Origin of the sequence: Leucobacter ruminantium, from assembly GCF_017565705.1 — a bacterium.
GTDB classification, from domain to species: Bacteria; Actinomycetota; Actinomycetes; order Actinomycetales; family Microbacteriaceae; genus Leucobacter; species Leucobacter ruminantium.
The window spans coordinates 13373-38129 of the sequence record NZ_JAGDYL010000004.1 but is presented as its reverse complement, the minus strand read 5'-3'; the positions used below and the strand labels follow the sequence as shown (position 1 = coordinate 38129).

The 24757-nt window shown below is 70.2% G+C and carries 18 protein-coding genes; 12 read left to right on the top strand and 6 right to left on the bottom strand.

Annotated elements, in window-relative coordinates; all coding sequences use genetic code 11:
* Positions 1 to 62: 62 nt before the first annotated feature.
* The gene (locus J4H91_RS02750; protein ID WP_208044735.1) at positions 63 to 1343 is read right to left on the bottom strand and encodes an ATP-binding protein; all 1281 of its coding nucleotides are present in this window, start codon (positions 1341 to 1343) and stop codon (positions 63 to 65) included.
* Positions 1344 to 1671: 328 nt separating this feature from the next.
* Here J4H91_RS02750 and J4H91_RS02745 point away from each other — a divergent pair, with 328 nt between their 5' ends.
* From J4H91_RS02745 to J4H91_RS02730, 4 genes are all read left to right on the top strand, one after another.
* Positions 1672 to 3483 carry a substrate-binding and vWA domain-containing protein gene (locus J4H91_RS02745; RefSeq protein WP_208044734.1) on the top strand — a complete coding sequence of 604 codons (1812 nt, stop codon included), beginning with the start codon at positions 1672 to 1674 and terminating at the stop codon, positions 3481 to 3483.
* A gap of 9 nt (positions 3484 to 3492) precedes the next feature.
* Positions 3493 to 4548: a hypothetical protein gene (locus J4H91_RS02740; RefSeq protein WP_208044733.1), complete on the top strand. Its 1056-nt coding sequence runs from the start codon at positions 3493 to 3495 to the stop codon at positions 4546 to 4548.
* Between the two features lie 32 nt (positions 4549 to 4580).
* On the top strand, positions 4581 to 5939 hold the full coding sequence (locus J4H91_RS02735) for a toxic anion resistance protein (RefSeq protein ID WP_208044732.1): 1359 nt from the start codon (positions 4581 to 4583) through the stop codon (positions 5937 to 5939).
* A gap of 132 nt (positions 5940 to 6071) precedes the next feature.
* On the top strand, positions 6072 to 6953 hold the full coding sequence (locus J4H91_RS02730; protein WP_208044731.1) for a helix-turn-helix transcriptional regulator: 882 nt from the start codon (positions 6072 to 6074) through the stop codon (positions 6951 to 6953).
* Here the strand turns inward: J4H91_RS02730 and J4H91_RS02725 are convergent.
* A complete protein-coding gene (locus J4H91_RS02725) occupies positions 6931 to 7974 on the bottom strand; it encodes an NAD(P)-dependent alcohol dehydrogenase (RefSeq protein ID WP_208044730.1) in 1044 nt (347 codons plus the stop codon). The genes J4H91_RS02730 and J4H91_RS02725 overlap by 23 nt on opposite strands.
* Positions 7975 to 8192: 218 nt before the next feature.
* On the opposite strand from J4H91_RS02725, the gene J4H91_RS02720 reads away from it, so the two are divergent.
* The 4 genes from J4H91_RS02720 (at position 8193) to J4H91_RS02705 (ending at position 12940) form a co-directional block, all read left to right on the top strand.
* Entirely contained in the window at positions 8193 to 8756 is a 564-nt protein-coding gene (locus tag J4H91_RS02720) for a sugar O-acetyltransferase (RefSeq protein WP_208044729.1), read from the top strand.
* A gap of 276 nt (positions 8757 to 9032) precedes the next feature.
* On the top strand, positions 9033 to 10574 hold the full coding sequence (locus tag J4H91_RS02715) for a DEAD/DEAH box helicase (RefSeq protein WP_243752569.1): 1542 nt from the start codon (positions 9033 to 9035) through the stop codon (positions 10572 to 10574).
* Positions 10575 to 10671: 97 nt separating this feature from the next.
* Complete coding sequence (locus tag J4H91_RS02710) at positions 10672 to 11907, top strand: MFS transporter (protein WP_208044727.1); 1236 nt, start codon at positions 10672 to 10674, stop codon at positions 11905 to 11907.
* A 109-nt stretch (positions 11908 to 12016) separates the two neighbouring features.
* Entirely contained in the window at positions 12017 to 12940 is a 924-nt protein-coding gene (locus J4H91_RS02705; protein ID WP_208044726.1) for a DUF4349 domain-containing protein, read from the top strand.
* 27 nt (positions 12941 to 12967) lie between these two features.
* On the opposite strand, the gene J4H91_RS02700 is transcribed toward J4H91_RS02705, so the two are convergent.
* Positions 12968 to 14338 carry a flavin monoamine oxidase family protein gene (locus tag J4H91_RS02700; RefSeq protein ID WP_341783401.1) on the bottom strand — a complete coding sequence of 457 codons (1371 nt, stop codon included), beginning with the start codon at positions 14336 to 14338 and terminating at the stop codon, positions 12968 to 12970.
* Positions 14339 to 14393: 55 nt separating this feature from the next.
* Complete coding sequence (locus J4H91_RS02695) at positions 14394 to 15914, bottom strand: APC family permease (protein ID WP_208044725.1); 1521 nt, start codon at positions 15912 to 15914, stop codon at positions 14394 to 14396.
* A 221-nt stretch (positions 15915 to 16135) separates the two neighbouring features.
* Here J4H91_RS02695 and J4H91_RS02690 point away from each other — a divergent pair, with 221 nt between their 5' ends.
* The 3 genes from J4H91_RS02690 (at position 16136) to J4H91_RS02680 (ending at position 20092) form a co-directional block, all read left to right on the top strand.
* Complete coding sequence (locus J4H91_RS02690) at positions 16136 to 17494, top strand: NAD-dependent succinate-semialdehyde dehydrogenase (protein ID WP_208044724.1); 1359 nt, start codon at positions 16136 to 16138, stop codon at positions 17492 to 17494.
* A gap of 98 nt (positions 17495 to 17592) precedes the next feature.
* Complete coding sequence (locus J4H91_RS02685; protein ID WP_208044723.1) at positions 17593 to 18306, top strand: IclR family transcriptional regulator; 714 nt, start codon at positions 17593 to 17595, stop codon at positions 18304 to 18306.
* Between the two features lie 43 nt (positions 18307 to 18349).
* Positions 18350 to 20092, top strand: coding sequence for a thiamine pyrophosphate-binding protein (locus J4H91_RS02680; RefSeq protein ID WP_208044722.1), 1743 nt, complete (start codon positions 18350 to 18352; stop codon positions 20090 to 20092).
* 174 nt (positions 20093 to 20266) lie between these two features.
* On the opposite strand, the gene J4H91_RS02675 is transcribed toward J4H91_RS02680, so the two are convergent.
* Positions 20267 to 22480: a DEAD/DEAH box helicase gene (locus tag J4H91_RS02675; protein ID WP_208044721.1), complete on the bottom strand. Its 2214-nt coding sequence runs from the start codon at positions 22478 to 22480 to the stop codon at positions 20267 to 20269.
* 236 nt (positions 22481 to 22716) lie between these two features.
* Between J4H91_RS02675 and J4H91_RS02670 the strand changes: the two genes are divergently transcribed.
* Entirely contained in the window at positions 22717 to 24030 is a 1314-nt protein-coding gene (locus J4H91_RS02670; protein ID WP_208044842.1) for an amino acid permease, read from the top strand.
* 31 nt (positions 24031 to 24061) lie between these two features.
* Here J4H91_RS02670 and J4H91_RS02665 read toward each other — a convergent pair whose 3' ends face one another.
* On the bottom strand, positions 24062 to 24751 hold the full coding sequence (locus J4H91_RS02665) for a uracil-DNA glycosylase (RefSeq protein WP_208044720.1): 690 nt from the start codon (positions 24749 to 24751) through the stop codon (positions 24062 to 24064).
* Positions 24752 to 24757 lie beyond the last annotated feature (6 nt).

Below are 24757 nucleotides of genomic sequence, written 5' to 3'. Positions count from 1 at the left end.
GGATGCCGCCCCGTCTCCGACGCTAGCGGGTACCACCGACAGCGGGGGCCCGCGCCCCGCTTCTACAGCCGCGCGAGCAGCTCGATGTCCTCGAGGAACGAGGCCTGCTGCTCGTCCGAGACCGTCGCGCGCGTCACTTCGAGCGCAGCGGCGTAGTCGCCGGTCGAGAGATCCGCGGGAGCCCCGCTCTCCCCGGTTCCCCGCAGTGCGCGGGCCAGCGCCTCCTGCGACGCGCGCCGCGCCGCGTACTCGATGTCCGCGGGCGTGAGCCCCTCGCTGCGCGCGACGAGCATCGCGAAGTCGATCCCTCCGGCGACCTCGGCGGGCACGTAGCGCCGCCAGATCGCCTCGCGGGCGTCGGCGTCGGGCAGCCCGATCGGCAGCACGTAGTCGAAGCGGCCGTGCCGCATGAAGGCAGCGTCGAGACCCCGCACGAAATTCGTGGCGCAGACGAGCAGCAGCCCTTCGCGGCTGCGGAAGTCGGCGACGATCTTCAGCAGCTCGTTCGTGACGCCCTGGGTCGGTGTGGGCGGGTCGCTGCGCTGAGAGGCGATCTCCTCGACCTCGTCGATGAACACGACCCCGTGCTCGAGCTCCCCGATGCGCTCGAACACACTGCGCAACGACGCCGCCATCGACGCCTTGCCGTCTCCGAGCCGCGACGGGAACACCTCGACGAACGGCCAGTCGAGCCGCGAGGCCACCGCCTTCGCGAAGGTCGTCTTGCCGGTGCCGGGAGGCCCGAAGAGCATGACGGCCCGCGGCGGGACGACACCGTAGCGATCGGCGAGTTCGGGTTGCGCGAGCGGGGCGACCAGCCGCTCCTCGAGCAGCTGCTTCTCGTGCCGCATCCCGGCCACGTTCTGCCACAGGTGGCGCGGCAGGATGCGCCCGCCGACGTCCTTCAGCAGATCGAGCTCGCGCCGCTGCACGGGCATCTGGCGCTCCAGGTAGCGCAGGCTGTGCCGCAGCTGGAAGCCGTTCGAGGTGAGCAGGTCGATGCGGCTGCCCTCGGGCATCAGCACGGAGAGCGTCGAGAGGCCGAGCGGCGCCATCTTGCGCTCCAGGGAGTCGAGCAGCGCGCCCGAGACGTTCTCGGAGCGGGCGTCCTCGGCCACACCGAAGAACACGACCCACCCCTGGGCGTGCGCCGCGCGCCCCACGGCCGCGGCGACCACCTCGTTGCCGCGCACCGCGACGACGGCGTGATCCTCGCGGCAGGAAGCCGTGACCTCGGCGAGCGAGTAGACCGGCTGCTCCGAGGAGGAACTCGCCTCCCACCACAGCCGCACCACTGCGTCGAGGTCGTCGTCGTGAAACTCGCGGATGTGAATGCGTCCCATGTTTCAACCATAAGCGCCTCACACGTCGCGATCCCTCCGATTCGGGAGGCGCAGAATCACGGTTCTTCTCGGTTTCGGCAGAAATCCGTTTCATTCGCGAGGGATCCGTGCCGCCCGCGAGCGGGCCCGGAAGCGGCGAGGGATCCGGGTTCCTCCCCGATCCCTCGCCCGCTCACGGCGCATCGCACAGCGAGACCGCGCCTGCTTTGCCCTACAGTGGACTACGAACGATGTATGCGACGAGTGGCGAAGCTCGGCCGATCGAATCGGCGGTTCGGCACCGCGATTCGCGTACCGGGGAACGCACACGGGAGGACCGCAGATCGTGATGAGTGGCGCGTCGTATCGCAAGCTGACGAGAACGGCCGCAGCGGTCATCGCCGCCTCGGCTCTCGTACTCACCGGCTGCTCGGCGGGCGGCGGGCAGGGCGGCATGGGCTCGGACGGCTGCACGCCGGTGGTCGTCGCGACCTCCTCCGAGAAGGTGAACCTGATGGAGGAGCTCGGGAAGAAGTTCAAGGAGTCCTCCGAGCACGACGCGCTCGGCAGCTGCGCCACCGTGCATCCCGTCAACGTGGCCTCGGGCCGCGCGGCCGAATACCTCTCCGACTCGACGAAGACCTGGGCCCTCGGCGACGACACCGCCCCGTCGGTGTGGTCGCCCGCCTCGACCGTGTGGACCGATCGCGTCGCCTCGATCGCCGGCGAGAAGGTCGTCGCGAACGCCGAGAGCTTCGCGAAGACCCCCATCGTGTTCGGCATGCCCGAGTCGATGGCGAAGGCTCTCGGATACCCGGGCAAGCAGATCGGCATCCCCGAGATCCACGATCTGATCGCGAGCCCCGACGGCTGGGGCGCCGTCGGCAAGCCCATGTGGGGGTCGTTCAAGATCGCCAAGACCAACCCGAACAGCTCGACCACCGGCATGTCGATGCTGCTGATGCAGGCCTACGCCGCCTCCGGCAAGTCTCAGGACCTGACCACGGCGGACGTCGCCGCCGCCCAGGACTTCTCGCGCGTATTCGAGTCGGGCGCCATCCACTACGGCGACACGACGGGCAAGGTGCTGCAGAACCTCGCCGACAAGACCTCGGGGAGCGGCTCGAACTACGTGAGCGCCGTCGCGCTCGAGGAGACCTCGCTCTACAACTACAATCTGGGCAATCCCGACTCGCACACGGTGCAGCCGGGCGAACAGCTCACCCCGCCCGACGAGAAGCTCGTCGCGATCTATCCGAGCGGCGGCTCGATGTGGAGCGACAACCCCGCCGTCGTGCTGCACGCCGACTGGGTCACTCCCGAGCAGCAGGAGGCCTCAGAGGCCTTCGTGAAGTTCCTCCATACCGCCGAGGCGCAGCAGGAGCTGCCGAAGTACGGCTTCCGCCCGCTCGACGACGGCATCGACGTGAGCGAGTACCTGAACTCCGATGTGGGCATCGACCCTGCGCAGCCCGCGGTCACGCTCCCCCAGCCCGCGCCCGAGGTGGTGTCGGCCGCGATCGACCAGTGGGCCACGATCCGCAAGCCCTCCGCCGTGCTGCAGCTCATCGACATCTCGGGGTCGATGGACGAGTCGATCGGCGACGGCAAGACCCGCCTCGACGGCGCCATCGAGGGCGCGTCGACCACGCTCGGCGAGGTGCGGTCAACCGACGAGATCGGCGTGTGGGCGTTCACCACCGGCCTCACCACGGAGATCGACGGCGAACGGGTGAACGGCATCGGAGTCGTGCGCCCCTTCAGCGCGCTCGGCGGCGACAAGGAGGGCCTGCAGTCCGACATCGCCGACCTGGCGAACAGTCAGCGCGCGGGCACCCCCATGTACGACGCGATCTCCGAGGCCTACGACTACATGAAGGCCCACGCCGAAGAGGGCCGCATCAACGCGATCGTCGTGCTCTCGGACGGCGAGGACACCGACTCGGCGACTCGACTCGACACCCTCGTGCAGAAGATCAACGCCGATCAGAAGGAGGGCGGCAACCGCAAGCCGGTGCGCATCTTCGCGATCGCCTACTCGAGCAGCGCCGACGTCGAGGCGCTCGCGAAGCTCGCTCGCGCATCGGGCGGGCAGGTCTTCGACGCGACTGATCCCGCGAAGATCACCGAGACCTTCCAGTCGGTCATGAACAACTTCTAGGCGGTGACCGTGCGACTTCCTCAGAGCATCACAGCGGGCCTGGCAGGCCTCGCGGTCGCCTCAGCCGCCGTGCTCGCGAGCGGCGCACCCGCTCTCGCCGTCACCGACGCGAATCAGCTCGTCGAGGCCTGCGGGGACCGGGCGGTCTGCCTGTTCGACGGCGCATCGATCTCGAACGCCGGCGAGCTCGCCGGTTCCCTCCCCGAGGGCGTGCGCGTCGTCGTGATCCCGCAGCCCGACCAGGCCGAGAGCGTGCAGTCGAGCACCCTCGCCGCGCAGTTCAAGAGCGCGACCGGCGCGGACACCGTGATCATCGTCGAGGACTACGCGAAGGATCGCTTCGCCGTGGCATCGGACGGCGACGGCGCCGGTATCGCCGAGGCCCTGTACTCGCAGGGCGAGGCCGACGGCGGTCTCGCCATCGCGGCGGTCTCGCAGGATCTCGCCGGGAACGGCGGCGGAGGGAGCTCGGTCGGCAGCGGCATCGCCCTCGGGATCGCGATCCTCGCGGCGATCGTCGTGGCCGGCGGCGCGGTGCTGATCATCGCCAGGAGGCGCAGGGCCCGCGGTGCGCGCATCATCACGTCGAACCGGCGCCTCGAGAGGGAGCTCGCCAAGGCGCTCGACGGCGGTGACGGCGACGTCGTGAGAGACGCCATCGAGCGGTTGCGCGAGCGGGCCGCCGCGTATCCCGACATCGGCGACCGGCTCTCCTCCCTCGCCCAGCACCTCTCCGAGCTCTTCATCCGCGTGCGCAAGCGCGGCACCGACCAGCAGATCCGGCTGCTGCAGGCGCAGTACAAGGACACGCTGACCAAGCTGCACAAGGCGCTCGACGATGACTATTACGGCGACATCATGGCGAACCCGCAGTACTGGAGCGGTCCCGAGGCCCGTATCGCGGAGGTGCGGCAGGCGGTCGAGGCCGTCGACCTCCAGGCCGTCGAGAACATCAGGCAGGTCAACGAGTCGCGCGACCTCGACTTCAAGGTGGCACTCGACTCGCTCATCAGGACCGTCGCCGAGGCCAAGCTGTCGGACGTCTACAGCGACCGCGAGAAATAGCATCAACCCGACCACCGAACAGGAGATGATCGATGTCTGAAGAGACCGTCGCAGTGGATTTCGCCGAGCTGATGGAGCCGGGCGACACGCAGGCACCCGAGGTGCAGGGCACCCCGCTCGAAGCCGCGATCGCCCGGACCTCGCAGGGCGACGTCGAGGTCGCCCGCCCTGAGGACGCGGTGTTCAAGTTCCGCAGCCTGCTCACCGAGAAGCAGCTCTCGGACCTGCAGAAGGGTGCGCCGGCGCTCGCACGCAAGTTCATCGACGACGTGAACCAGATCGTCACCTTCGGCGGCCCGATCATGCAGAAGATGAACAGCGCGTCGGTGCAGCTGCTCGAGGCGCAGCGCGACATCAAGGTGCCCGAGGCCGACGTGATCGTCAACGACATGCTGCGCGAGATGGACGGCTTCGAGAAGAAGTGGCGCTCTCCCAAGATCGAGGAGGCCGTGAACTCGATCGTGGGCTGGTTCAAGAAGGGCCGCTACACGCTGACCACGATGGTGCGCGAGTCGAAGCCCATCACCGACAAGATCGACCTCGCCGAGATCAAGCTGCAGGAGATGGAGTCGGCGCTCGCCGACAACATCTCGCGCGGCCAGCTGCTGCACAAGCAGACGCTCGCGCACATGGACGACGTCGTGGCCGTGCTCGCGGCGCTCGAGCAGGTCATCGAGGAGCTGCGCAAGGAGTTCGACGAGGCCGACGCCGCCCTGCGGTCGGCGGAATCGTCGGGGTCGGAGTCGGTCGAGTACAAGGGCGAGACGATCTCGGTGAGCGAGCTGCGCGAGGTGCACAGCAACCTCGCCTTCGTGCTCTCCGAGACCGAGAAGACCTGGTCCGACTGGCGCTCGCAGTTCTTCCTCGGCTTCGCCCACGCGCCCGCCACTCGCAACCTCATCGTGACGACGTTCGCGCTGCGCAGGCGGCTCGCGGCGTTCCGCACCATGGGTCTCCCCTCTGCCCGCCAGTCGCTCGCGATGTGGCAGCAGGCGGTGTTCGCGAAGCAGGGCGCCGAGCTCGGCGAGGCGGTGCAGGAGGGCACGAACAAGCTCATCCAGGGTGCGTTCTCGGAGACGGCGAAGTCGGTCGAGGCCGTTGCGAACGCGGCGCAGGCTCCCATCGTCACCGAGGAGACCATCTGGACCGTGATCGACTCGGTCAAGGCCCAGTGCAGCGCGATCGTCGCGGCCGACAAGGCGGGACGCGCGCTGCGGGCGCGCAACCTGCAGGCGCTCGAGCGGGGCGAGACCATGATCGAGGACGCGGTGGTCGCCTCCCAGCGCGCCGTCGCCGACGCCAACCGGCCGGGCGATGTCGCTGCGGCCTCCGGCTCGCGCGGCGACAGCACGGACTCGGGCGACGATCTGCTGAACAAGCTCACCAACTGAGGCCGGTTCCCGCGGCGGGTCTCTACGGGCAGGGGCGAGGGATCGGCGGGCTCTGCCGGATCCCTCGCGAGGCCCGCAGAGGGGCGCTCACGGGGCCTCTCCCGGCAGCGGCTCGGCCTCTAGGGTGTTGGCATGGACAACCGAGCAGAGGTGCGCGAGTTTCTCTCGACCCGGCGGGCGCGCGTCACGCCGGACCGGGTCGGCCTGCCCGCCGGCGCCAACCGCCGTGTGCCCGGCCTGCGCCGCTCTGAGGCCGCCGCGCTCGCCGGCGTGAGCGTCGAGTACTACACCCGCATCGAGCGCGGCGCGATCTCCGGCGTCTCACCCGGGGTGCTCGACGCGATCTCGCGCGCACTGCTGCTCGACGACGCCGAGCGCGCACACCTGTTCGACCTCGCGCACGCCGCGAGCCCGGTCGCACGACCGGTGCGTCGCCGACCGGCGAGGGGCTGGAGGGCGCATCCGGGTCTCCAGTGGATGCTCGACGGCTTCACCGCGGGCGCCGCCTTCGTACGCAACGGTCGCATGGACCTGCTCGCGGCCAACTCGCTCGCCCGCGCTCTCTACGCCGAGGTCTACGACATGCAGGGAGAGCCGCCCAACCTCGCCCGCTACACGTTTCTCGATGAGCGCGCCCGCGCCTTCTACCCCGACTGGGAGACGTTCGCGGAGGTGACTGCGGCGATCCTGCGCACCGAGGCGGGCCGCGACCCGCACGACAAGGACCTGCACGATCTGATCGGCGAGCTGAGCACGAGAAGCCGGGAGTTCCGCGTGCTGTGGAGCGGACACGACGTGCGCCACCACGGTACCGGCACCAAGACCTTCAGACACCCCGCGGTCGGCGAGATGACCCTCGCCTACGAGGGGATGGCGCTCGAGGCGGAGCCGGGCCTCACCTTCACGGCCTACACAGCCGAGCCGGGCTCGCCGTCGGAGGAGCGCATGCGGCTGCTCGCCTCGTGGGCGGTGCCGCTCGCCGATCCCTCGTCTAGAGGGTCTTCGCGTCGATGACGAAGCGATAGCGCACATCGGCCGAGAGCACGCGATCCCACGCCTCGTTGATCCCCTCGGCGCTCACGAGCTCGGTCTCGGGATGGACGCCGTGCTCGGCGCAGAACTCGAGCATCTCCTCGATCTCGGGAATACCGCCCGTCGTGGAGCCCGCGAGCGAACGACGGCGAGGGATCAGCGCGAACGCCGGAACGCTGAACGGCTCCGCGGGCGCACCCACGTTCACGAGCGTGCCGTCCACATCGAGGAGGTTCAGATACCGACTGATGTCAAGACCCGCGGAGACCGTGTTCACGATCAGGTCGAGCCCTCCCCGCAGCTCGCGCAACGCCCCGACATCGGTGGTGTCGACGTAGCGGTCCGCACCGAAGGCGAGCGCGTCATCGCGCTTCTTCGTGCCGCGGGAGAGCACGGTCACGTCCGCACCGAGCGCGACGGCGAGTTTCACGCCCATGTGCCCCAGCCCGCCCATCCCGACGACCCCGACACGCGTGCCCGGGCCGGCGTTCCAGTGCTTCAGCGGCGAGTACGTCGTGATCCCCGCGCACAGGAGCGGGGCGACCTTCGCGGGATCGAGGCCCACGGGGATCGCGACCACGTAGTCCTCGTTCGTGACGATCGCCTGCGAATACCCGCCCTGGGTGATCGTGCCGTCGGCGGGATCGATGCCGTTGTAGGTCTGCGTGTTCCCGTTCAGGCAGTACTGGTCGTGACCCTGAAGGCACTGCGTGCACTCGCGGCAGGAGTTCGACTGGCAGCCGACACCGACGAGGTCGCCGACCCGATGCCTCGTGACGGCCCCGCCCACCTCGGCGACACGGCCCACGATCTCGTGCCCCACGACCTGCGGGTAGGCGATCGGCCCCCAATCACCGCGCACCGTGTGGATGTCGGAGTGGCAGATGCCCGCGTAATCGATGTCGATGAGCACATCGTGCGCGCCGACGTCTCGCCGCTCGATCATGAGCGGTACGAGCGGATCGGTGGCGTTCACGGCTCCGTAGGCGTTGACGGTGCGCATCGGCGGTCTCCTTCGGCACGGGTGGTCGGGTACAGGGATCGGCCTCGAGGTCGATGCCTCCAGTCAACACGATCGTGCCGCGCCGCGGGAGTCCCTGCGAGAGGGGCACTCCCAGGGTCTCCCCGGGCCGATTCGAGTCCCCTAGCGTGGAGGAACGTCGCCGGTTCCCGCGGGAACCTCCGATCGGCCCGCCGCAGTCCCGAATGAGAGGCACGCACATGGACACCGACCAGTTTCTCGCGCAGATGCACACGGGCCTGGCTGCGACCCCGGGCGGCGAGCTGGCGCAGAAGATGCACGAGCTCGCCGACGAGGCCATCCGAATCTGCATGGAGCTCAACACCCGCTATACGAGGGTCGAGGAGCGGGTCGGGATCATGTCGCGCCTGACGGGACGGGCCGTGCCCGAATCTCTCACGATCTTCCCACCGTTCACTGCCGACTGCGGCAAGAACCTCGTCTTCGGCGAGCGCGTGTTCGTGAACAGCGGGTGCCGCTTCCAGGATCAGGGAGGGATCACGATCGGCGACGACGCCCTCATCGGGCACAACGTCGTGATCGCGACGCTGAACCACTCGCTCGATCCCTCCAGGCGCGCCACGACCGAACCGGCGCCGGTGCGCATCGGAGCGCGCGTCTGGGTGGGAGCGAACGCGACCGTGCTGCCAGGCGTCACGATCGGCGAGGGATCGATCGTCGCCGCCGGCGCGGTCGTGACGAAGGACGTGCCGCCCCGCACGGTCGTCGCAGGGGTCCCGGCGAGGCCGATCCGCGAGGTGTAGGCCGGACGAGACGGGCCGGCACCGCGCCGTACGGCGCACCGCACAGCTCGACCCGCTAGGCTGGAACCACGGGCCGGTTCGACGCCGACCCCATCGTCGCTGATTTTCATGCGTACGGGATCCCTCAGGGATCCCCGCCGGAGCCCGAGGCTCCGAGACTCTCCGCGGCGAACGGATGCGCGGTCCCGCGCACTCGCCGATCCAGCAGCGACGCAGGCCCGGGCCTCACCGATCACGCAGGTGCGCGATCGTGACGGCCGCGAGGCCGCGCTGCACATGACAGGAAAGGTCCACGTGACCGACACCCAGACCCCCACGTTCATCGAGCTCGGCGTGCCCGAGCCCATCGCGCACGCGCTCGAGAAGAACGGGAAGTCCTCCCCCTTCCCCATCCAGCGCGATACGCTGCCCGACACGCTCGCCGGCCGCGACGTGCTCGGCCGCGGCCGCACCGGCTCCGGCAAGACGATCGCGTTCGGCATCCCGCTCGTCGCGAACCTCATGGAGAACGTGCAGCAGAAGCGCCGCCCGAACCGGCCGCGCGCGATCGTGCTCGCCCCCACCCGCGAGCTCGTCACGCAGATCGCCGAGACCGTCAAGATGCTCGCCGATCCCGTGCACGTGAAGGTCACGACGATCTTCGGCGGCATCCCCCAGCGCCGCCAAGAGGCCGCGCTCGAGGCCGGCGTCGACGTCGTCGTCGCCGCGCCAGGCCGTCTCGACGACCTCATGAAGCAGGGCCTCGTCGACCTGTCGGGTGTCGAGATCACCGTGCTCGACGAGGCCGACCACATGGCCGACATGGGCTTCCTGCCCGTCGTCACGCGCATCCTCAACAAGACCCCGAAGCAGGGCCAGCGGCTGCTCTTCAGCGCGACCCTCGACAACGGGGTCGACAACATCGTGAAGAAGTACCTGCACGATCCGATCCTGCACTCCGTCGACTCCGCAGAGAGCCCCGTGCCGCAGCTCACCCACCACGTCTTCGAGGTGGCCGGTAAGACGCAGAAGGACGCGCTCATCGAGGCCCTCGCAAGCGGCACCGCTCGCCGCATCTTCTTCACGCGTATGAAGCACCAGGCCAAGAAGCTCGCGAAGCAGCTCACCGCGGCCGGTATCCCCGCCGTCGAGCTGCAGGGCAACCTGTCGCAGAACGCGCGCGACCGCAACCTCGCCGAGTTCGTGTCGGGCGAGGCGAAGGTGCTCGTGGCCACGGATGTCGCGGCGCGCGGGGTGCACGTCGACGGCGTCGATCTCGTCGTCCACGTGGACCCCCCGGTCGAGCACAAGGCCTACCTGCACCGCTCGGGCCGCACCGCGCGCGCGGGCAACGAGGGCGACGTGGTCACCCTCGTGCTGCCCGAGCAGCGCGGCGAGATGCGCCAGATCATGCGGGCCGCGAAGATCCGTGTGACTCCCAAGCCCGTTGACCCGATGGCGAAGAGCGTCGATCCCGAGGTGCTCGCGCTCATCGGCGAGGTCGCGCCGCGCGTCGACCCGCGCGTCACCGAGCAGAAGCGCGCCGCGGCCCAGGCCGCGCAGCAGCGGGCCGCGGGTCACGCTCCGGCTGGCGAGGGCAAGTCGCAGGGCGCCAACGCGAAGCGCAAGCGCTCGCGCGGCGGCCGCGGCCGCGGTCAGGGGTCGGGCCAGGGATCCGGCACGGCGCAGGGCCAGGCCGCTCAGGGCCAGAACCGACAGGGATCCCAGCAGTCCCGCTCCCAGGAGCAGTCGCAGGGCGGTGGCGGACGCCGCCGTTCGGGCGGTCGCGGCCGGGGCAGGGGCCAGGGCGGCGGCCCCGTCTACTCGACCAGCAGCTGATCGGGCCGGATGCGTTCACCGCCGGTGAGCGCATCCGGCGACTGAATCCGCAGCCTCGACTCTCGAACTCCGCGCAATACGCACATATACTCGTCTGATGGGCATTTATCGTGATCTGGGACGGAATCCGGGTGTCTTCCGAGTCATCGCCTCTCAGCTCACCGCCCGGTTCCCGTTCGGGATGCTGTCGATCATCCTGCTGCTGCACATCGAGCTCGGCTACGGCGACTACACCTCTGCCGGCGTCGTGCTCGCCTCGCAGAGCGTGGGGCAGGCGGTCTCCGGCCCGCTGAGCAGCAGGCTCATGGGCCGCTGGGGCATGCGGCCGGTGCTCGGCGCGACCTCGCTGGTCTGCGGCGTGCTGCTCATCACGATCGCGGTCGTGCACCTTCCGCTCGCGATCGTCGCGGGCATCGCAGCGCTCATCGGTTTGACGACGCCGCCCGTCACGCCCGCGGTGCGCACGCTCTATCCGCGTCTCGTGCCGTCCACCCAGCTCTCCGCCCTCTTCTCCCTCGACGCCGCGGCCCAGGAACTCATCTGGGTCGCGGGGCCGGTCGTCGCGGTCTTCGTCTCCTCGCAGTTCGGCACCGCCGTCGGCCTCGGAGTCGCAGCCGCCTTCATGGTGCTCGGCGGAGCCTGGTTCATCATGAGCCCCGCCGTCGGCACCGTGCGTCTCGACCCGCCGAAGCGCGGCTTCGGCGCGGTGCTGCGCTACCCGACCGTGGTCATCACGACCGTGATCAGCTTCTTCTTCGTCGCCTCGTTCTCCGCGATCGAGGCGGGTGTCGTCGCCGCGTTCGCCGGAGGCGGTCCGGGCCACTCCGGTGGGCACGGCAGCATCGAATCCGGCATCGTGCTGGCGCTGTTCGCGGCAGGATCCCTCGTCGGGGGCCTGCTCATCGGGCACCGCGAGATGCGGCCGTGGTCGCTGCTGCTGCGCATCCTCGTCGTGCTGGCGGGCACCCTCGCCTGCCTCGTGAGCCTCGACATGTGGTGGCTGAGCGCCGTGCTCTTCATCGGCGGCCTCGGCACCGCCCCGGCCTTCGCCGCAGTATCGAATATCATCGGCGTCACCGTGCGCTTCTCGGAGACGGCAGAGGCCTACGGTTGGATCGGCACCGGGCAGCTCGTGGGCGTCGCCACGGGCTCGGCGCTCGCGGGCGTCGCGATCGACGCGGCCGGCGCGCACGGAGCCGTCCTCGTGTCGTCCGGGCTGCTCCTCATCTGCGCGATCGTCGCAGCGGCCACCATGCGCTGGCTCCCCGATCTGCGCGGGCGCACGATCGAGGCACCGCCCGAGACCGGCACCGTCTCGCTCCCCCTCAACTGATCCGTGCGGGCCGACGGGCGCTCTTGCGAACGGTAACGATCGCGCCACGCCCAGGGAAAGCGCAGCCCCTTCACGAGCACCGCGGCCCCGTGCCGTCTATGGTGTGGGCATGTCTCGTCGCACACAGCTCCGCGCCCTGTCCGCAGCAGCAGCAGCCGGTCTGCTGCTCATCCCGCTCTCCGCATGCGCGGCCGGCGGGAGTTCGGGAGCCCCCGACTTCGCGGCGAGCGAGTCGGCGGTCTCACCCGACCAGCGGGCGCTCGACGGCGCCACGGCCGAGGCACCCGCCGATCCCTCATCGGCGGCCGAGAAGTCGGTGGTCCGCACGGGGTCTCTGACCATCGAGGTGGCGAACCCGGAGGCCGCCGCAGACGATGCCGCTGCCGCGATGACCGATCTGGACGGCTCGGTCGAGTCGCTCGAGGTGCGGCAGGAGGGCGAGGGATCGACGGCGTGGCTCACCGTGCGCGTTCCGGCGGACAAACTCGACGAGGCATTCGAAGCGCTCGGCGAGATCGGCGATGTGGTGTCAGAGAGCCGCTCGGCGGTGGACGTGACGACCGAGCACGTCGACCTCGAGGCCCGGGTCGGCGCGCTCAAAGCGTCGGTCGAGCGTCTCGAGCAGCTGATGTCGAACTCGGCTTCGACGAGCGAACTGCTCGAGGCCGAGTCGGCGCTGTCGCAGCGCCAGCAGGAGCTCGACGGACTGCGCGCGCAGCTCACGGCGCTCGAGGGACAGGTCGAGAAGGCCACGATCCAGGTCTCGCTCAGCTCGAAGAGCGCGCTGCCCGGAGGCGGCCCCGCGAACTTCTGGGAGGGGCTGCTCGCCGGGTTCTCCTCGCTCGGCGCCGCTGCGAGCGGTGCGCTGGTCGTGCTGGGGGTGCTGCTGCCCTGGCTGGTCGTCGCAGGCGTCGTGGCCCTGGTCGTCGTGCTGCTGGTGCGAGGGATCCGCGGGCGCCGCGCACGGCGCCGCGCCGCGGCCTCGGCTCCGCCGGTCGAGGGAGCGAGCGAGGGAGCCGCCTCCGCCGGTTGAGCGGGCGGAGGAGAACGCTTCAGCCGCTCAGTCTGCGGGAGGCAGCGGACCGGTGAGTCCCGCGAGCGCGATCGGCCTGCCGAGCACCCGCTCCGCCGCCCGGTGCCCCGAGAGCAGCGCGGCGGATACGGTCGCGGGGTCGTCGGTCCAGCTCGCCTCGCCCGCGAGGTGCAGCACCGGGCCTCCAGGCCCCGAGCCGATGGGCTCGGCGATGCGGTCGTGATCCTCCGGCGCCGACCCGACGGTCATGTAGGCGTAGGCTCCGCGGCTCCACTCGTCGTCCTGCCAGCGCGTGATGCGCGCATGCGAAGGGCCGGGGATGCCGTCGCCGTAGATGCCGCGCAGCCCGTCCATGACCGATGCGGCGATGCGCTCATCCGACCAGTCGCGTATCTGCTTCGCGCACTCCCCTGCCGCGAAGGTGAGCAGGGTCGGCTCTCCGTGCAGCTCGGTGAGGTCGTACCACGAGTGCCACCAGGCCCCCGCTGCGCCCTGCCTGCGGATCGCGTAGACGCCCTCGTCCCAGAATCGCTCCGGAAATCTGAGGAAGATCTTCTCGAAGGCGTTCATGCGCAGGCCTGCGAGGGCTCCGGCGACCGGGTCAGGCAGCGGCGGCTCGAAGGCGAGGGATCCGGCCTGCATCACCCCGACCGGCACGGTGACGACGGCGCGGGCCGCGGCGAGGGATCCCCGGCTCGTCTCGACCTCGACACCGGCATCCGACCAGCGCACGCGCGAGACCGGATGCTCGAGGCGCACGTCGAGTCCGTCGGCGAGGCTGGTCGCCAGGCGATCGTACCCTTCGGGGAAGACGACCTCGTCGCCCTCGACCGCGTCGTCGTCGAGGCCGTGCGCGTCGAGCAGGGACGCGTCCACGCCGTACTGCTCCTCGGAGCGGTGGTGCAGGTATTCGACGACGCGCTCGGCGCGGCTCGCCTCCCAGCCGCCGCGCTCCGCGACGGCGCCCACGGCGAGTGCCGCCGCGTCGGCGTAGCTGCTGCCCGGCTCTGCCTCGGCGATCGTCCGCGACAGCTGGGCGTCCGCTTCCGCAATGTCTGCGATGAAGCGTTCGGCGTCGGTGTCGGCGAGCCGCACGCCCTCCGGGCCGTAGTAGGCCACGGGTCTGCCGCCCGCCTGGTAGCTGCCCATCGTGAACTCGTGGACGGGCATGCCGAGGGCGGTCGCAGTCTCGAAGAGCGGACTGTCGTCGATGCCGTGGATCCAGGATGCGCCGATATCGGTGATCCGACCGCCCTCGCGCTCGGTGCGCACGCGACCGCCGACGCGATCCCTCGCCTCGAGCACCGCCACCCGCAGCCCGGCCTGCGCGAGCAGGCGCGCAACCGTCAGCCCCGACACGCCGGCGCCGACCACCAATGCGTCGAACCGATCCATCATCCCGCCTTTCAGCAGCCGGCCCGAACCGGGCCGATCCCTCGTCGGATCCCGCGGATCACTCGTCCGGAACGAGCACCGGGGTATCGCGGTTCAGGCTCTCACCGCGGAAGAACGGCTTCGAGCCCGGTCGCAGCCACCAGATGCCCATGAGCAGGAACCCGAGCAGGATCGCGCCGACACCGATCACGAAGGCGCCGCCGATGCCGAGCAGAACGGTCTCGCCGTAGTTGCGATCCCACATGTCGATCGCCGACTGCACGAACGCGTAGCCGAGCAGCAGGCCCCCGAGAAGCGGGAAGATGCCCCGCATCCAGAGATTGCGGGCGCTGTCGCGCAGCGTGTCGCGGAAGTACCAGACGCACGCGAAGGAGGTGATCGCGTAGTAGAGGGCGATCGCGAGGCCCATCGAGGTGAGCGAATCGGCGAGCACGTTCTCGGAGATGAGCGACATGCCGACGTAGTAGATGATCGCCGCGACGCCCATGAGCGTCGTGGAGAACCACGGCGTCTTGAACTTCGGGTGCAGCTCCGCGAACTTCGCGGGGAGCGCCCGGTACACGGCCATCGACAGCGTGCCGCGCGCGGTGGGCAGGATCGTCGTCTGCGTCGACGATGCGGCCGACAGCATCACGCCGAGCAGCAGGAACCAACCCCAGGGACCGAAGAGCGCGCCGCCCAGCACCGAGAACACATCGTCGATGCTGTCTGGGTTGGTGAGGCCGAAGCCGGTATCGCCGAGGCCCGCGAACATCATCGCCACGACCGAGACGCCGACGTAGAGCACGATCAGCACGACGATGCTCGCGAGCGCCGCCCGCCCGGGCGTCTTGCGCGGGTTCTTCGTCTCCTCGTTGAGCGCGAGGCAGGTATCCCAGCCCCAGTAGATGAAGAGCGCGAGGAGCACCGCCTCCATGAAGCCCGACCACGAGGTCAGCTCTGCAGGGTTGAACCAGCTCCAGTCGAACGCGACCGATCCCTCGTAGCTGCCGTTCGTGGCATTCACGAGCGCCAGCACGCCGAAGAGCACCATGGCCACGAGCTGGATCGTCATGAGCACCATCTGCAGGCGCTCGCCCATCTGCACGCCGATCGTGCTGATGAAGGTCATGATCGCCATGAACACGACCGAGGTGCAGACGACGATCAGCCGGTTGTCGGCGAACTCCTCGTTGCCGAGCAGCAGCCAGAAGTACATGCCGGTGATCTCGCCGACGTTGGAGAGCACCATGACCGCCGACACCGCGACGGCCCAGCCCCCGACCCAGCCGATGACGGGCCCGAAGGCCTTGGTGCCCCAGACGAAGGTGGTGCCGCAGTCGGGCATCTCGCGGTTGAGCTCCTGATAGGCGAAGGCCGCGAAGATCATCGGGATGCAGGCCACGATGAATACGAGCGGGGCCTGGGCGCCGACGGCGAGGATCACCCAGCCGAGCGTCGCGGCGAGGGAGTAGAGCGGAGCCGTCGACGCGAGACCGATGATGGTCGATCCGACCACTCCGAGCGCGCCGCGGTTGAGGCCCTTGCCGACGTGGATATGCCCCGTCTCGGTGGCGTTGCTGAGCGTCTTCTTCGACATGTGAATGATTCTCCTGCATCGGGAGCGTTTCAGGGAAGGTCGGTCAACGATTCCCCCATCACAACTGATTTCGAAGCAAAAACCGTTGTAGATTTCCGAAATCAGCACTCCGCGGAGGTTATCCCGACGCAAAGACGTTACCAGAAGCCGTGGTGCAGCCGATCCCGGTATGCGACACTGGCAGTATCCGAACACCGACGTCACTGAGGAGTGAATCATCCATGGGCACGTTCGCAGTAATCAACCCCGCCACCGGTGAGACGGTCGCCGAATACCCCGACGCGACCGCCGAGGAGATCGAGGCCGCCCTGGCCTCGGCCCAGCGCACGTACCGCGAGTGGTCGCGCACCACGACGGTCGCCGAGCGCGCGGCGCTCGCGAAGCGCGCGGCCGAGCTCTTCGAGGAGCGCAAGGACGAGCTCGCCGAGATCATCAACCGTGAGATGGGCAAGCCGGTCGAGCAGTCCGTCGGCGAGGCCGAGTTCTCCGGGGCCATCACCGCTGCGTTCGCGGACAACGCCGAGGAGTGGCTCGCCGACGAGGAGCTCAAGGTCGAGGACGGCCTGAAGACCTTCTTCCGTTACCAGGGCACCGGCGTGATCCTCGGCATCATGCCGTGGAACTACCCCTACTATCAGGTCGCCCGCTTCGCGGTTCCGAACCTGATCCTGGGCAACACGATCATCCTGAAGCACGCTGCGCAGTGCCCCGAGTCGGCGCTCGCCCTCGAGAAGATCTTCCGCGACGCCGGCTTCCCCGAGGGCGCCTACGTCAACGTCTTCGCGACCCATGAGCAGCTCGCCGATATCATCGCCGACGACCGCATCCAGGGCGTCTCGCTCACCGGCTCCGAGCGCGCCGGCGCGATCGTCGCCGAGCAGGCCGGCCGCGCGCTGAAGAAGTGCGTGCTCGAGCTGGGCGGATCCGACGTCTTCCTCGTGCTCGACACCGATGATCTCGACCACGCCGTCGCGCACGCGGTCGGCGGCCGCATGGAGAACACGGGCCAGGCCTGCAACGGTTCCAAGCGCATCGTGGTGCTCGACAAGTACTTCGACGAGTTCGCCGAGAAGTTCAAGAACGCGATCGCCGGCCAGTCGTACGAGTCGGGCGACTTCGGTCCGCTCTCCTCGGCGCAGGCGACGAAGACGCTCACCGCGCAGGTGCAGGGCGCGCTCGAGCAGGGCGCAGAGGTGCTCGTGGGCGACAACGAGCCCGAGGGCAACGTCTACACCCCGACCGTGCTCACGAACATCACCCCCTCCATGGACGTCTACAGTCAGGAGCTCTTCGGCCCCGTCGCGCAGCTGTACAGGGTGTCGAGCGACGAGGAGGCGATCGAGCTCGCCAACTCCTCGCCCTACGGCCTCGGATCGGTCGTGATCTGCGACGACCTCGAGCGCGCCGAGCGCGTCGGCGATCAGCTCGACGTGGGCATGGTGTTCATCGGCGCCTCCGGCCTCGAGGGCCCCGACGTGCCCTTCGGCGGCGTGAAGAAGTCGGGCTACGGCCGCGAGATGGGCAAGGTCGGCATGCTCGAGTTCGCGAACAAGAAGCTCTTCCGCTTCGCCGCGAAGTAGTCGCCCGCCTCCGGCACTCCGAGGCCCCGGGATCCCGCGATCCCGGGGCCTCGCCCGTCCGAGACGGGCACCCCTTCCTTTTGCGCCAGAATAGACACATGACCATCGCACGCGAGACCGCAGCGGCAGCCACCGGCTCCCAGACGCTCTCGCGCGGACTGCGCGCACTCGAACTGCTCGCGGAGGCCGGGCGACCGATCACCATCGCCGAGCTCGCCGACGGACTCGGGGTGCACCGTTCGAATGCGTACCGGATCCTGCGCACGCTGGAGCAGCACCGCTTCGTGGCGAGGGATCAGGCGGGCATCCGGCTCGGGCCGAAGCTGACGGCGCTCGCGCGCGGCGTCGCCCCCGCGCTGCACGAGGCCGCGATGCCCGCGGTCACGGAGCTCGCCTACGAGCTCGGCATGACCGCGTTCGTCGCAGTGCTCGACGGCGACGAGGCCGTCACCCTCATCACCGTCGAGCCCTCGAACGTCACCGCGACGATCGCCCGCAACCCGGGCGTGCGCCATCCCGTGGTGCGCGGCGCGGCCGGCCACGCGATCGAGTCCTCCCTCTCGCCCGTCGAGCACGCCGCGCAGCTCGGCACCGCGGAGTTCAGCGAGGGCGCGCTGCGCGTGATCCGCGACGGCTACGCGATCAGCAGCGATGAGGTCATCAACGGTGTGACCGGCATCGCCCTGCCGATGCGCATCGACGGCGAGCCGCCCGCGGCCGTCGCAGTCGTGAACTTCAACCTGCCCGATCCCGTCGACAAGGTCGTCGACGCGCTGAGGCGCGCGCGCTGGCGCATCGTGCACACCTACTGACCCCGCGCCGGCGCCGCTCGGCCAAGACCAGGGAGGACCCGCGATGACGCGATCCGCAACCGCCTTCACCCGCACGCTCGCCCACTCGCTCGCGCGTCACGCGGGTCGCGCATTCGGCGGCTCGTCGGGCGCCCTGCAGGCCGCACTCGCGGAGGCGGGGGTGCACCGCACGGCGATTCCCGACGCCGCGGGTGCGGTCGCCGCGGCCGACGCCTGCGCACGTGTGGCAGGCGCGCCCGCGATCGCACTGCTCGGCTTCGGCTCGGGCTTCACCGACGCGACCACCGCGATCGCCGAGGCCGCGCAGGCGCGCACTCCCCTGCTGATCGTGGCTGAGGATGAGCCGGGCACCGCACCCGCGCGAGAGGTCGACCAGGAGATGCTCGCCGCCGCACTCGGCGTGCGCAGCTATCCCCTGTCGGCCGTCGATGTCGGTCGCGCGGTCGGGCGAGCCGCCTCGTACGCCCTGCGCGCCGCACGACCCGTCGTGCTCGCGGTGCCCGCCGACCTGCTGCGCGGAGACGACGGTGCCGCCCCGCACGAGCACGCGTCGGAGGGCGAGGGATCCGCACCCGCGGCGGCCCTGGCCGCCGGCGGCATCGATCTCGACGACCCCGCGACGATCGCGTCGCTGAGCGCCGCGACTCTCGGAGCCGACTCTCCCCGGCCGCGGGAAGCTCCCGGGGCTCGATCCCTCGCGGCTCCCCTCGGCCTCGACGCCGCGGTGAACGCTCTGCTGGGCGCGGCGCGGCCGCTCGTCGTCGCCGGCCGCGGCGCCCACCTCGCCGGAGCAGCCCCCGAGCTCGGGGCGCTCGCCCAGGCTCTGGGAGCCCTCACCGCGACCACCGCGCTCGTGCCGGGGATCTTCCCCGACCCTCGCACCGACCTCGGCGTCTTCGGCTGCTTCGGCCAGGCGGCCGCCATGTCCGTCACGGCTCAGGCGGATGTCGCCGTCGTCGTGGGCGCGAGTCTCGAAGGAGACTCGTCCCGGGGCCTCTTCGGTGCGGAGACAACCGTGATCCGCATCGACGAGGGTGTTGTCGGCGCTCCGGAAGGCGTCGACCACGCCCGCCAGATCCTGCTCCAGGGCGACGCGAAGGCGGTGCTCGATGCCCTGCTCGGGTCGCTCGCCGCGGCCGGTGCCCTGCCGAGCGGCTGGCGGGAGAGCGTTTTCGGGCTGGAGGCCGGGGGCGCGCTGCGGGTGCGCGACACGGGGGCGGTAGAGCACCCGGGCGGCGTCTGCGCCGACCTGCGCCTCGATCCCAGGGCGGTGGCCTCGCGCATCGGCGAGCTCCTGCCGCTCGACCGGTACGTCGTCGCCGAGAACGGCAGCGGCCTCGCCTGGGCGAGCATGTTCTGGCCCGCCTCCGCACCCGAGCGCCTCATCGCTGTCGGTGCCGGCTTCGAGTCGACCGGTCTCGGGCTCTCCGCCCTCGCCGGCGTCGCCGCTGCGGCCCCGAGTACGAGCGTCGTGCTGAGCACGGGCGCCGACGGGCTGGCATCGCTCAGCCGTCTCGAGTCGGCCGTCCGCAGCATCCCGAGCTGCGCGATCGTCGTCTGGAACGAGGGGCGCGCGGCCGACGATCCCGCGATGGCGCCGAGCATCGCGGTCGACACCGACTTCGCGGCGGTGGCGACGGCGCTCGGCGCCCGCGGCGTGCGCGTCGAACGACTCGAAGCGCTCGACGCGCTGGGATCCTGGGTCGCGGCCGGAGCCTACGGCACGATCCTGCTCGACTGCCGCGTCTCTCCGATCGTCGGCTGGAACCCTCCGCCCGCAGGTTGAGCGAGTGCCGGCGCCCTCCCGCTGATTGAGCGAGCGAGGAACGAGCGAGTCGAAACCCACCCTCGATTTCGATACTTCGACTCGTCGCTGCGCTCCTCGCTCAGCACGGCGCTCGCCGGCGCACGCTCAACCAGCGGGTGGGGCGCTCGCTCAATCAGCGGTGGGCGCCCCGCTTCACCAGCGGGGCTTGCGCTTGCCGTCCGCGCGGCCGGGACCCGAGTCGCGACGGCGGTCGTCGCCGCCCCAGCGGTCGCGGCCCCGGTCATCGCCGTCGCGCTTCCCGCGATAGCCGCCGCGGTCGCCCTGGTAGCCGTCGCGATCCCGCCGATCGTTCCGGTCGTAGCCCCGGTCTCCCCGGTCGTAGCCGCCGCGCGAACCGCGATCGTACCCGCGATCACCGCGATCGTATCCGCGACCGCCCCGGTCGGAGCCGCGATCTCCACGGTCCCGATCGTAGCCGCGCCCGCCGCGGTCATCGCGGTCGTAGCCGCCGCGCCCGCCGCGGTCGTACCCTCCGCGTCCGCCGCGATCACCGCCGCGCCGATCCTCCCAGCCCTTGCCGCGCGGCGCGGGGCCGCTGTCCTCGCGCATCTCGATGAGCTTGCCGCCGATGCGTGTGGCGGAGAGGGCGTCGAGCGTCTCCCGCGACAGCTTCGCGGGCAGCTCGACGAGCGAGAAGTCGTCGCGCACCTGGATGCGACCGAAGTCGTCGCGTCGGAGGCCGCCCTCGTTGGCGATGGCGCCGACGATCTGGCCCGGGTTGACGTTCTGGCGGCGGCCCACCTCGATGCGGTACATCTTCAGGTCGTCGCGGCGCTCGCGCGGGCCGCGGTCCTCGCGCGCACCGCGATCGGGGCGGTCGCCGCGGTCGCGATCCCTCGCCCCATCCTCGAGGAACCGGGCAGCCTGCTTGCGATCGCGCTCGAACTTGCGGTCGTCGTCCTCGGTGAGCAGCAGCGGGGTATCGCCCTGGGCCACGACGGCGAGCGCCGCTGCCACGTCGGCCTCGGGCACGTCGTGGTGGCGCACGTAGTGGTCGATGATGTCGCGGAAGGCCTCGATGCGCTTCGTCTCGTCGAGAGCGGCGGTGATGGCGTCGTCGAAGCGCGAGAGACGGGTCGCGTTGACCTCCTCTACCCGCGGCAGCGGCATCTGCGTGAGCGGCTGCTTCGTGGCCTTCTCGATCGCCTTGAGCAGGCGCTGCTCGCGCGGGGTGACGAAGCTGATCGCGTCGCCCGAGCGGCCGGCGCGGCCGGTGCGGCCGATGCGGTGCACGTAGCTCTCCGTGTCGATCGGCAGATCGTAGTTGACGACGTGGCTGATGCGCTCGACGTCGAGGCCGCGCGCGGCGACATCGGTGGCGACGAGGATGTCGAGCTTGCCGTCCTTCAGCGCCTGCACCGTGCGCTCGCGCTGGGCCTGGGCGATGTCGCCGTTGATCGCGGCGGCCGAGTAGCCCCGGGCGCGCAGCTTCTCGGCGACCTGCTCCGAGTCGCCGCGGGTGCGGGTGAAGACGATGAGCCCGTCGAACTCCTCGACCTCGAGGATGCGGGTGAGCGCGTCGAGCTTCTGCGTGTACGAGACGACCGAGTAGCGCTGCGTGATGTTGGAGCTCGTCTGCGTCTTGCCGGCGATCTTGATCTCTTCGGCGTCGTTCAGGTACTGCTCGGAGATGCGGCGGATCTGCTTCGGCATGGTCGCCGAGAACAGTGCCACCTGCTTGTCGTCGGGGGTGTCTGCGAGGATCGTCTCGACGTCCTCGGCGAAGCCCATCTTCAGCATCTCGTCGGCCTCGTCGAGCACGAGATACTTGATCTGCGTGAGGTCGAGCGAGCCGCGCTTCAGGTGATCCATGATGCGGCCGGGGGTGCCGACCACGATATCGACGCCGCGGCGCAGCGCCGACAGCTGCTGGCCGTAGGCCTGTCCGCCGTAGACGGGCAGCAGGTGCACCTCGGGAAGCTTGGCCGAATAGCTCTCGAACGCCTCGCACACCTGGAGCGCGAGCTCGCGGGTGGGCGCGAGCACGAGTGCCTGGGGAACGCCCTGGCCGGGCTCGATGCGCGAGAGGATCGGGAGCGCGAAGGCCGCCGTCTTGCCGGTGCCGGTCTGAGCGAGGCCGACCACGTCGCGCCCGTCGAGCAGCACGGGGATGGTCGCGGCCTGGATGGCCGAGGGGGTCTCGTACCCGACCTCGGTCACCGCGCGGAGCACCTCCGGCGCGAGTCCCAGATCGGCGAAGGTGATTCGTTCGGGAGCGTCGGCCTTCGCGGAACCGGGCTGAGGCTCCGTCGGCTCGGTCTCGGCCGGCGCGGTGGCGGCTTCGGCCTGGGGCTCGGCCGCGGGATCTTCGACTGCGGGTCGGTCGGTGTTCTCGGAAGAGGGCATCGTAACAGTCTACACGCCGCGGTCGCAGCACCGGGCTCGCCGCGGCGTGGCGGCGAGGCGACGCAGGCCCGCCGCGCCCGGGTTAGGGTATCCAGGTGGATTCCCCCGACATCGACTCCGGCACGACCCCCGGCACCGGCGAGACCGCCGAGGCGGCGGCGCCCCGCGATCCCTCGCCCGATACCCCTCGCACAGGGAGACTCCGCAGGGGCCTCACCGCGAGGCACATCCGCTTCATGGCGCTCGGATCGGCGATCGGCACGGGCCTCTTCATGGGGTCGGCCAGCGCGATCCAGGCCGCGGGGCCGGCCGTGCTGCTCGCCTACGTCATCGGCGGGGCCGCCGTGTTCATGGTGATGCGCGCGCTCGGCGAGATGGCCGTTCGAGAACCGGTCTCGGGTTCGTTCGCCCAGTACGCGTCGCGCTACGTCGGCCCGTTCGCCGGCTTCCTGGCCGGCTGGACCTACACCTTCGAGATGTTCGTCGTCGCGGTCGCCGACGTCACAGCGTTCGGCATCTACATGGGGTTCTGGTTCCCCGACGTCGACCGCTGGGTGTGGGTGCTCGCGGTGGTCTGCTTCATCGCGGGCATCAACCTGATCAGTGTGAAGGTGTTCGGCGAGTTCGAGTTCTGGTTCGCGATCATCAAGGTCACCGCGATCATCCTCATGATCGCGGGCGGCATCGCCATCATCCTGTTCGGGCTCGGCAACCGGAGCGAGGGTGCGGCCGGCATCGGCAACCTCGTCGACCACGGCGGCCTCCTCCCGAACGGCGTCATCGGCTTCCTCGCCTGCTTCACGATCGTGATGTTCGCATTCGGCGGCATCGAGGTCATCGGCATCACCGCGGGCGAGGCGCAGGATCCGAAGCGCGTCATCCCGAAGGCGATCAACTCGGTGCCGGTGCGCATCCTGCTCTTCTACGTGCTCGCGCTCGGCGTGATCATGTGCATCCAGCCGTGGAACACGATCGACGGCGAGACGAGCCCGTTCGTCTCGATCTTCGACACGGTGGGCGTTCCGGGCGCGGCCCACGTGCTCAACGCCGTCGTGATCACGGCAGCCGTCTCCGCCATCAACGCCGACATCTTCGGTGCGGGCCGCATGCTGCACGGCCTCGCCGAACAGGGTCAGGCGCCGCGGGCGTTCACTCGCCTGTCGAAGCAGGGAGTGCCCTGGATGACCGTCGTCGCGATGACCGGGGCGCTGCTCGTCGGCGTGCTGCTGAACGCGCTCTATCCCGACCAGATCTACTTCCTCATCGCCGCGCTCGCGACCTTCGCGACCGTGCTGGTGTGGCTCATGATCCTGCTCGCGCACCTCGGCATGAAGCGGAGGCTCGCGGCAGGCGGGGAGGCGAGCGAGTTCCCCGTGCCGTGGTGGCCGTTCGCGTCATACGCGACACTCGCATTCATCGGCTTCGTGATCGTCATGATCGCGGTCGTTCCCGATACCCGGCCGGCCATGATCGTCGGCGCGGCCTGGGTCGTGCTGCTGTGGGTCGGGTACCGCGTGCTCGTGCGGCGGCGCGTCGGCTCCGGCGATTGAGCGGAGCGGAGCCCGATCGCGGAGGAACGGGCTACGCCAGCCGCCAGTCGACCGGCGCCGATCCCTGCTGCTTGAGCGCCGCGTTCGCCCGGCTGAACGGTTTCGAGCCGAAGAAGCCGCGCGACGCCGAGAGCGGAGAAGGGTGCGGGCTCTCGATGCGCGGCACGGAGCCGAGCATGGGGGCGAGGGATCGCGCGTCGTTGCCCCACAGGATCGCGACGAGCGGGCCTCCCCGCGCCACGAGCGCCCGGATCGCCCGCTCCGTGAACGCTTCCCACCCCTTGCCGCGATGCGAGGCGGGAGCGCCCGCTCGCACCGTGAGCACACGGTTGAGCAGCATGACGCCGTGATCGGCCCATGCGGTGAGATCGCCGTGCGGGGCGGGCGGGATGCCGAGATCGTCGTGCAGCTCCTTGTAGATGTTCTGCAGGCTGCGAGGGATCGGCCGCACATCGAGCGCCGTGGCGAACGAGAGCCCGATGGGGTGCCCGGGGGTCGGGTAGGGATCCTGCCCGACGATGAGCACCCGCACATCCGCGAGCGGACGTTGGAACGCCGCAAGGATGCAGTCGCCCGCGGGCAGCACCCTGTGCCCCGCCGCACGCTCGGCGTTCAGGAACCGTCCGAGCTCCGCGAGCCGGTCCCCCACCGGCTCGAGCGCCTCGGCCCAGTCGGCGGCCACGTGGCCGTGCTCGGCCAGTTCGCGCAGCGTCATCGCCATGTGCGT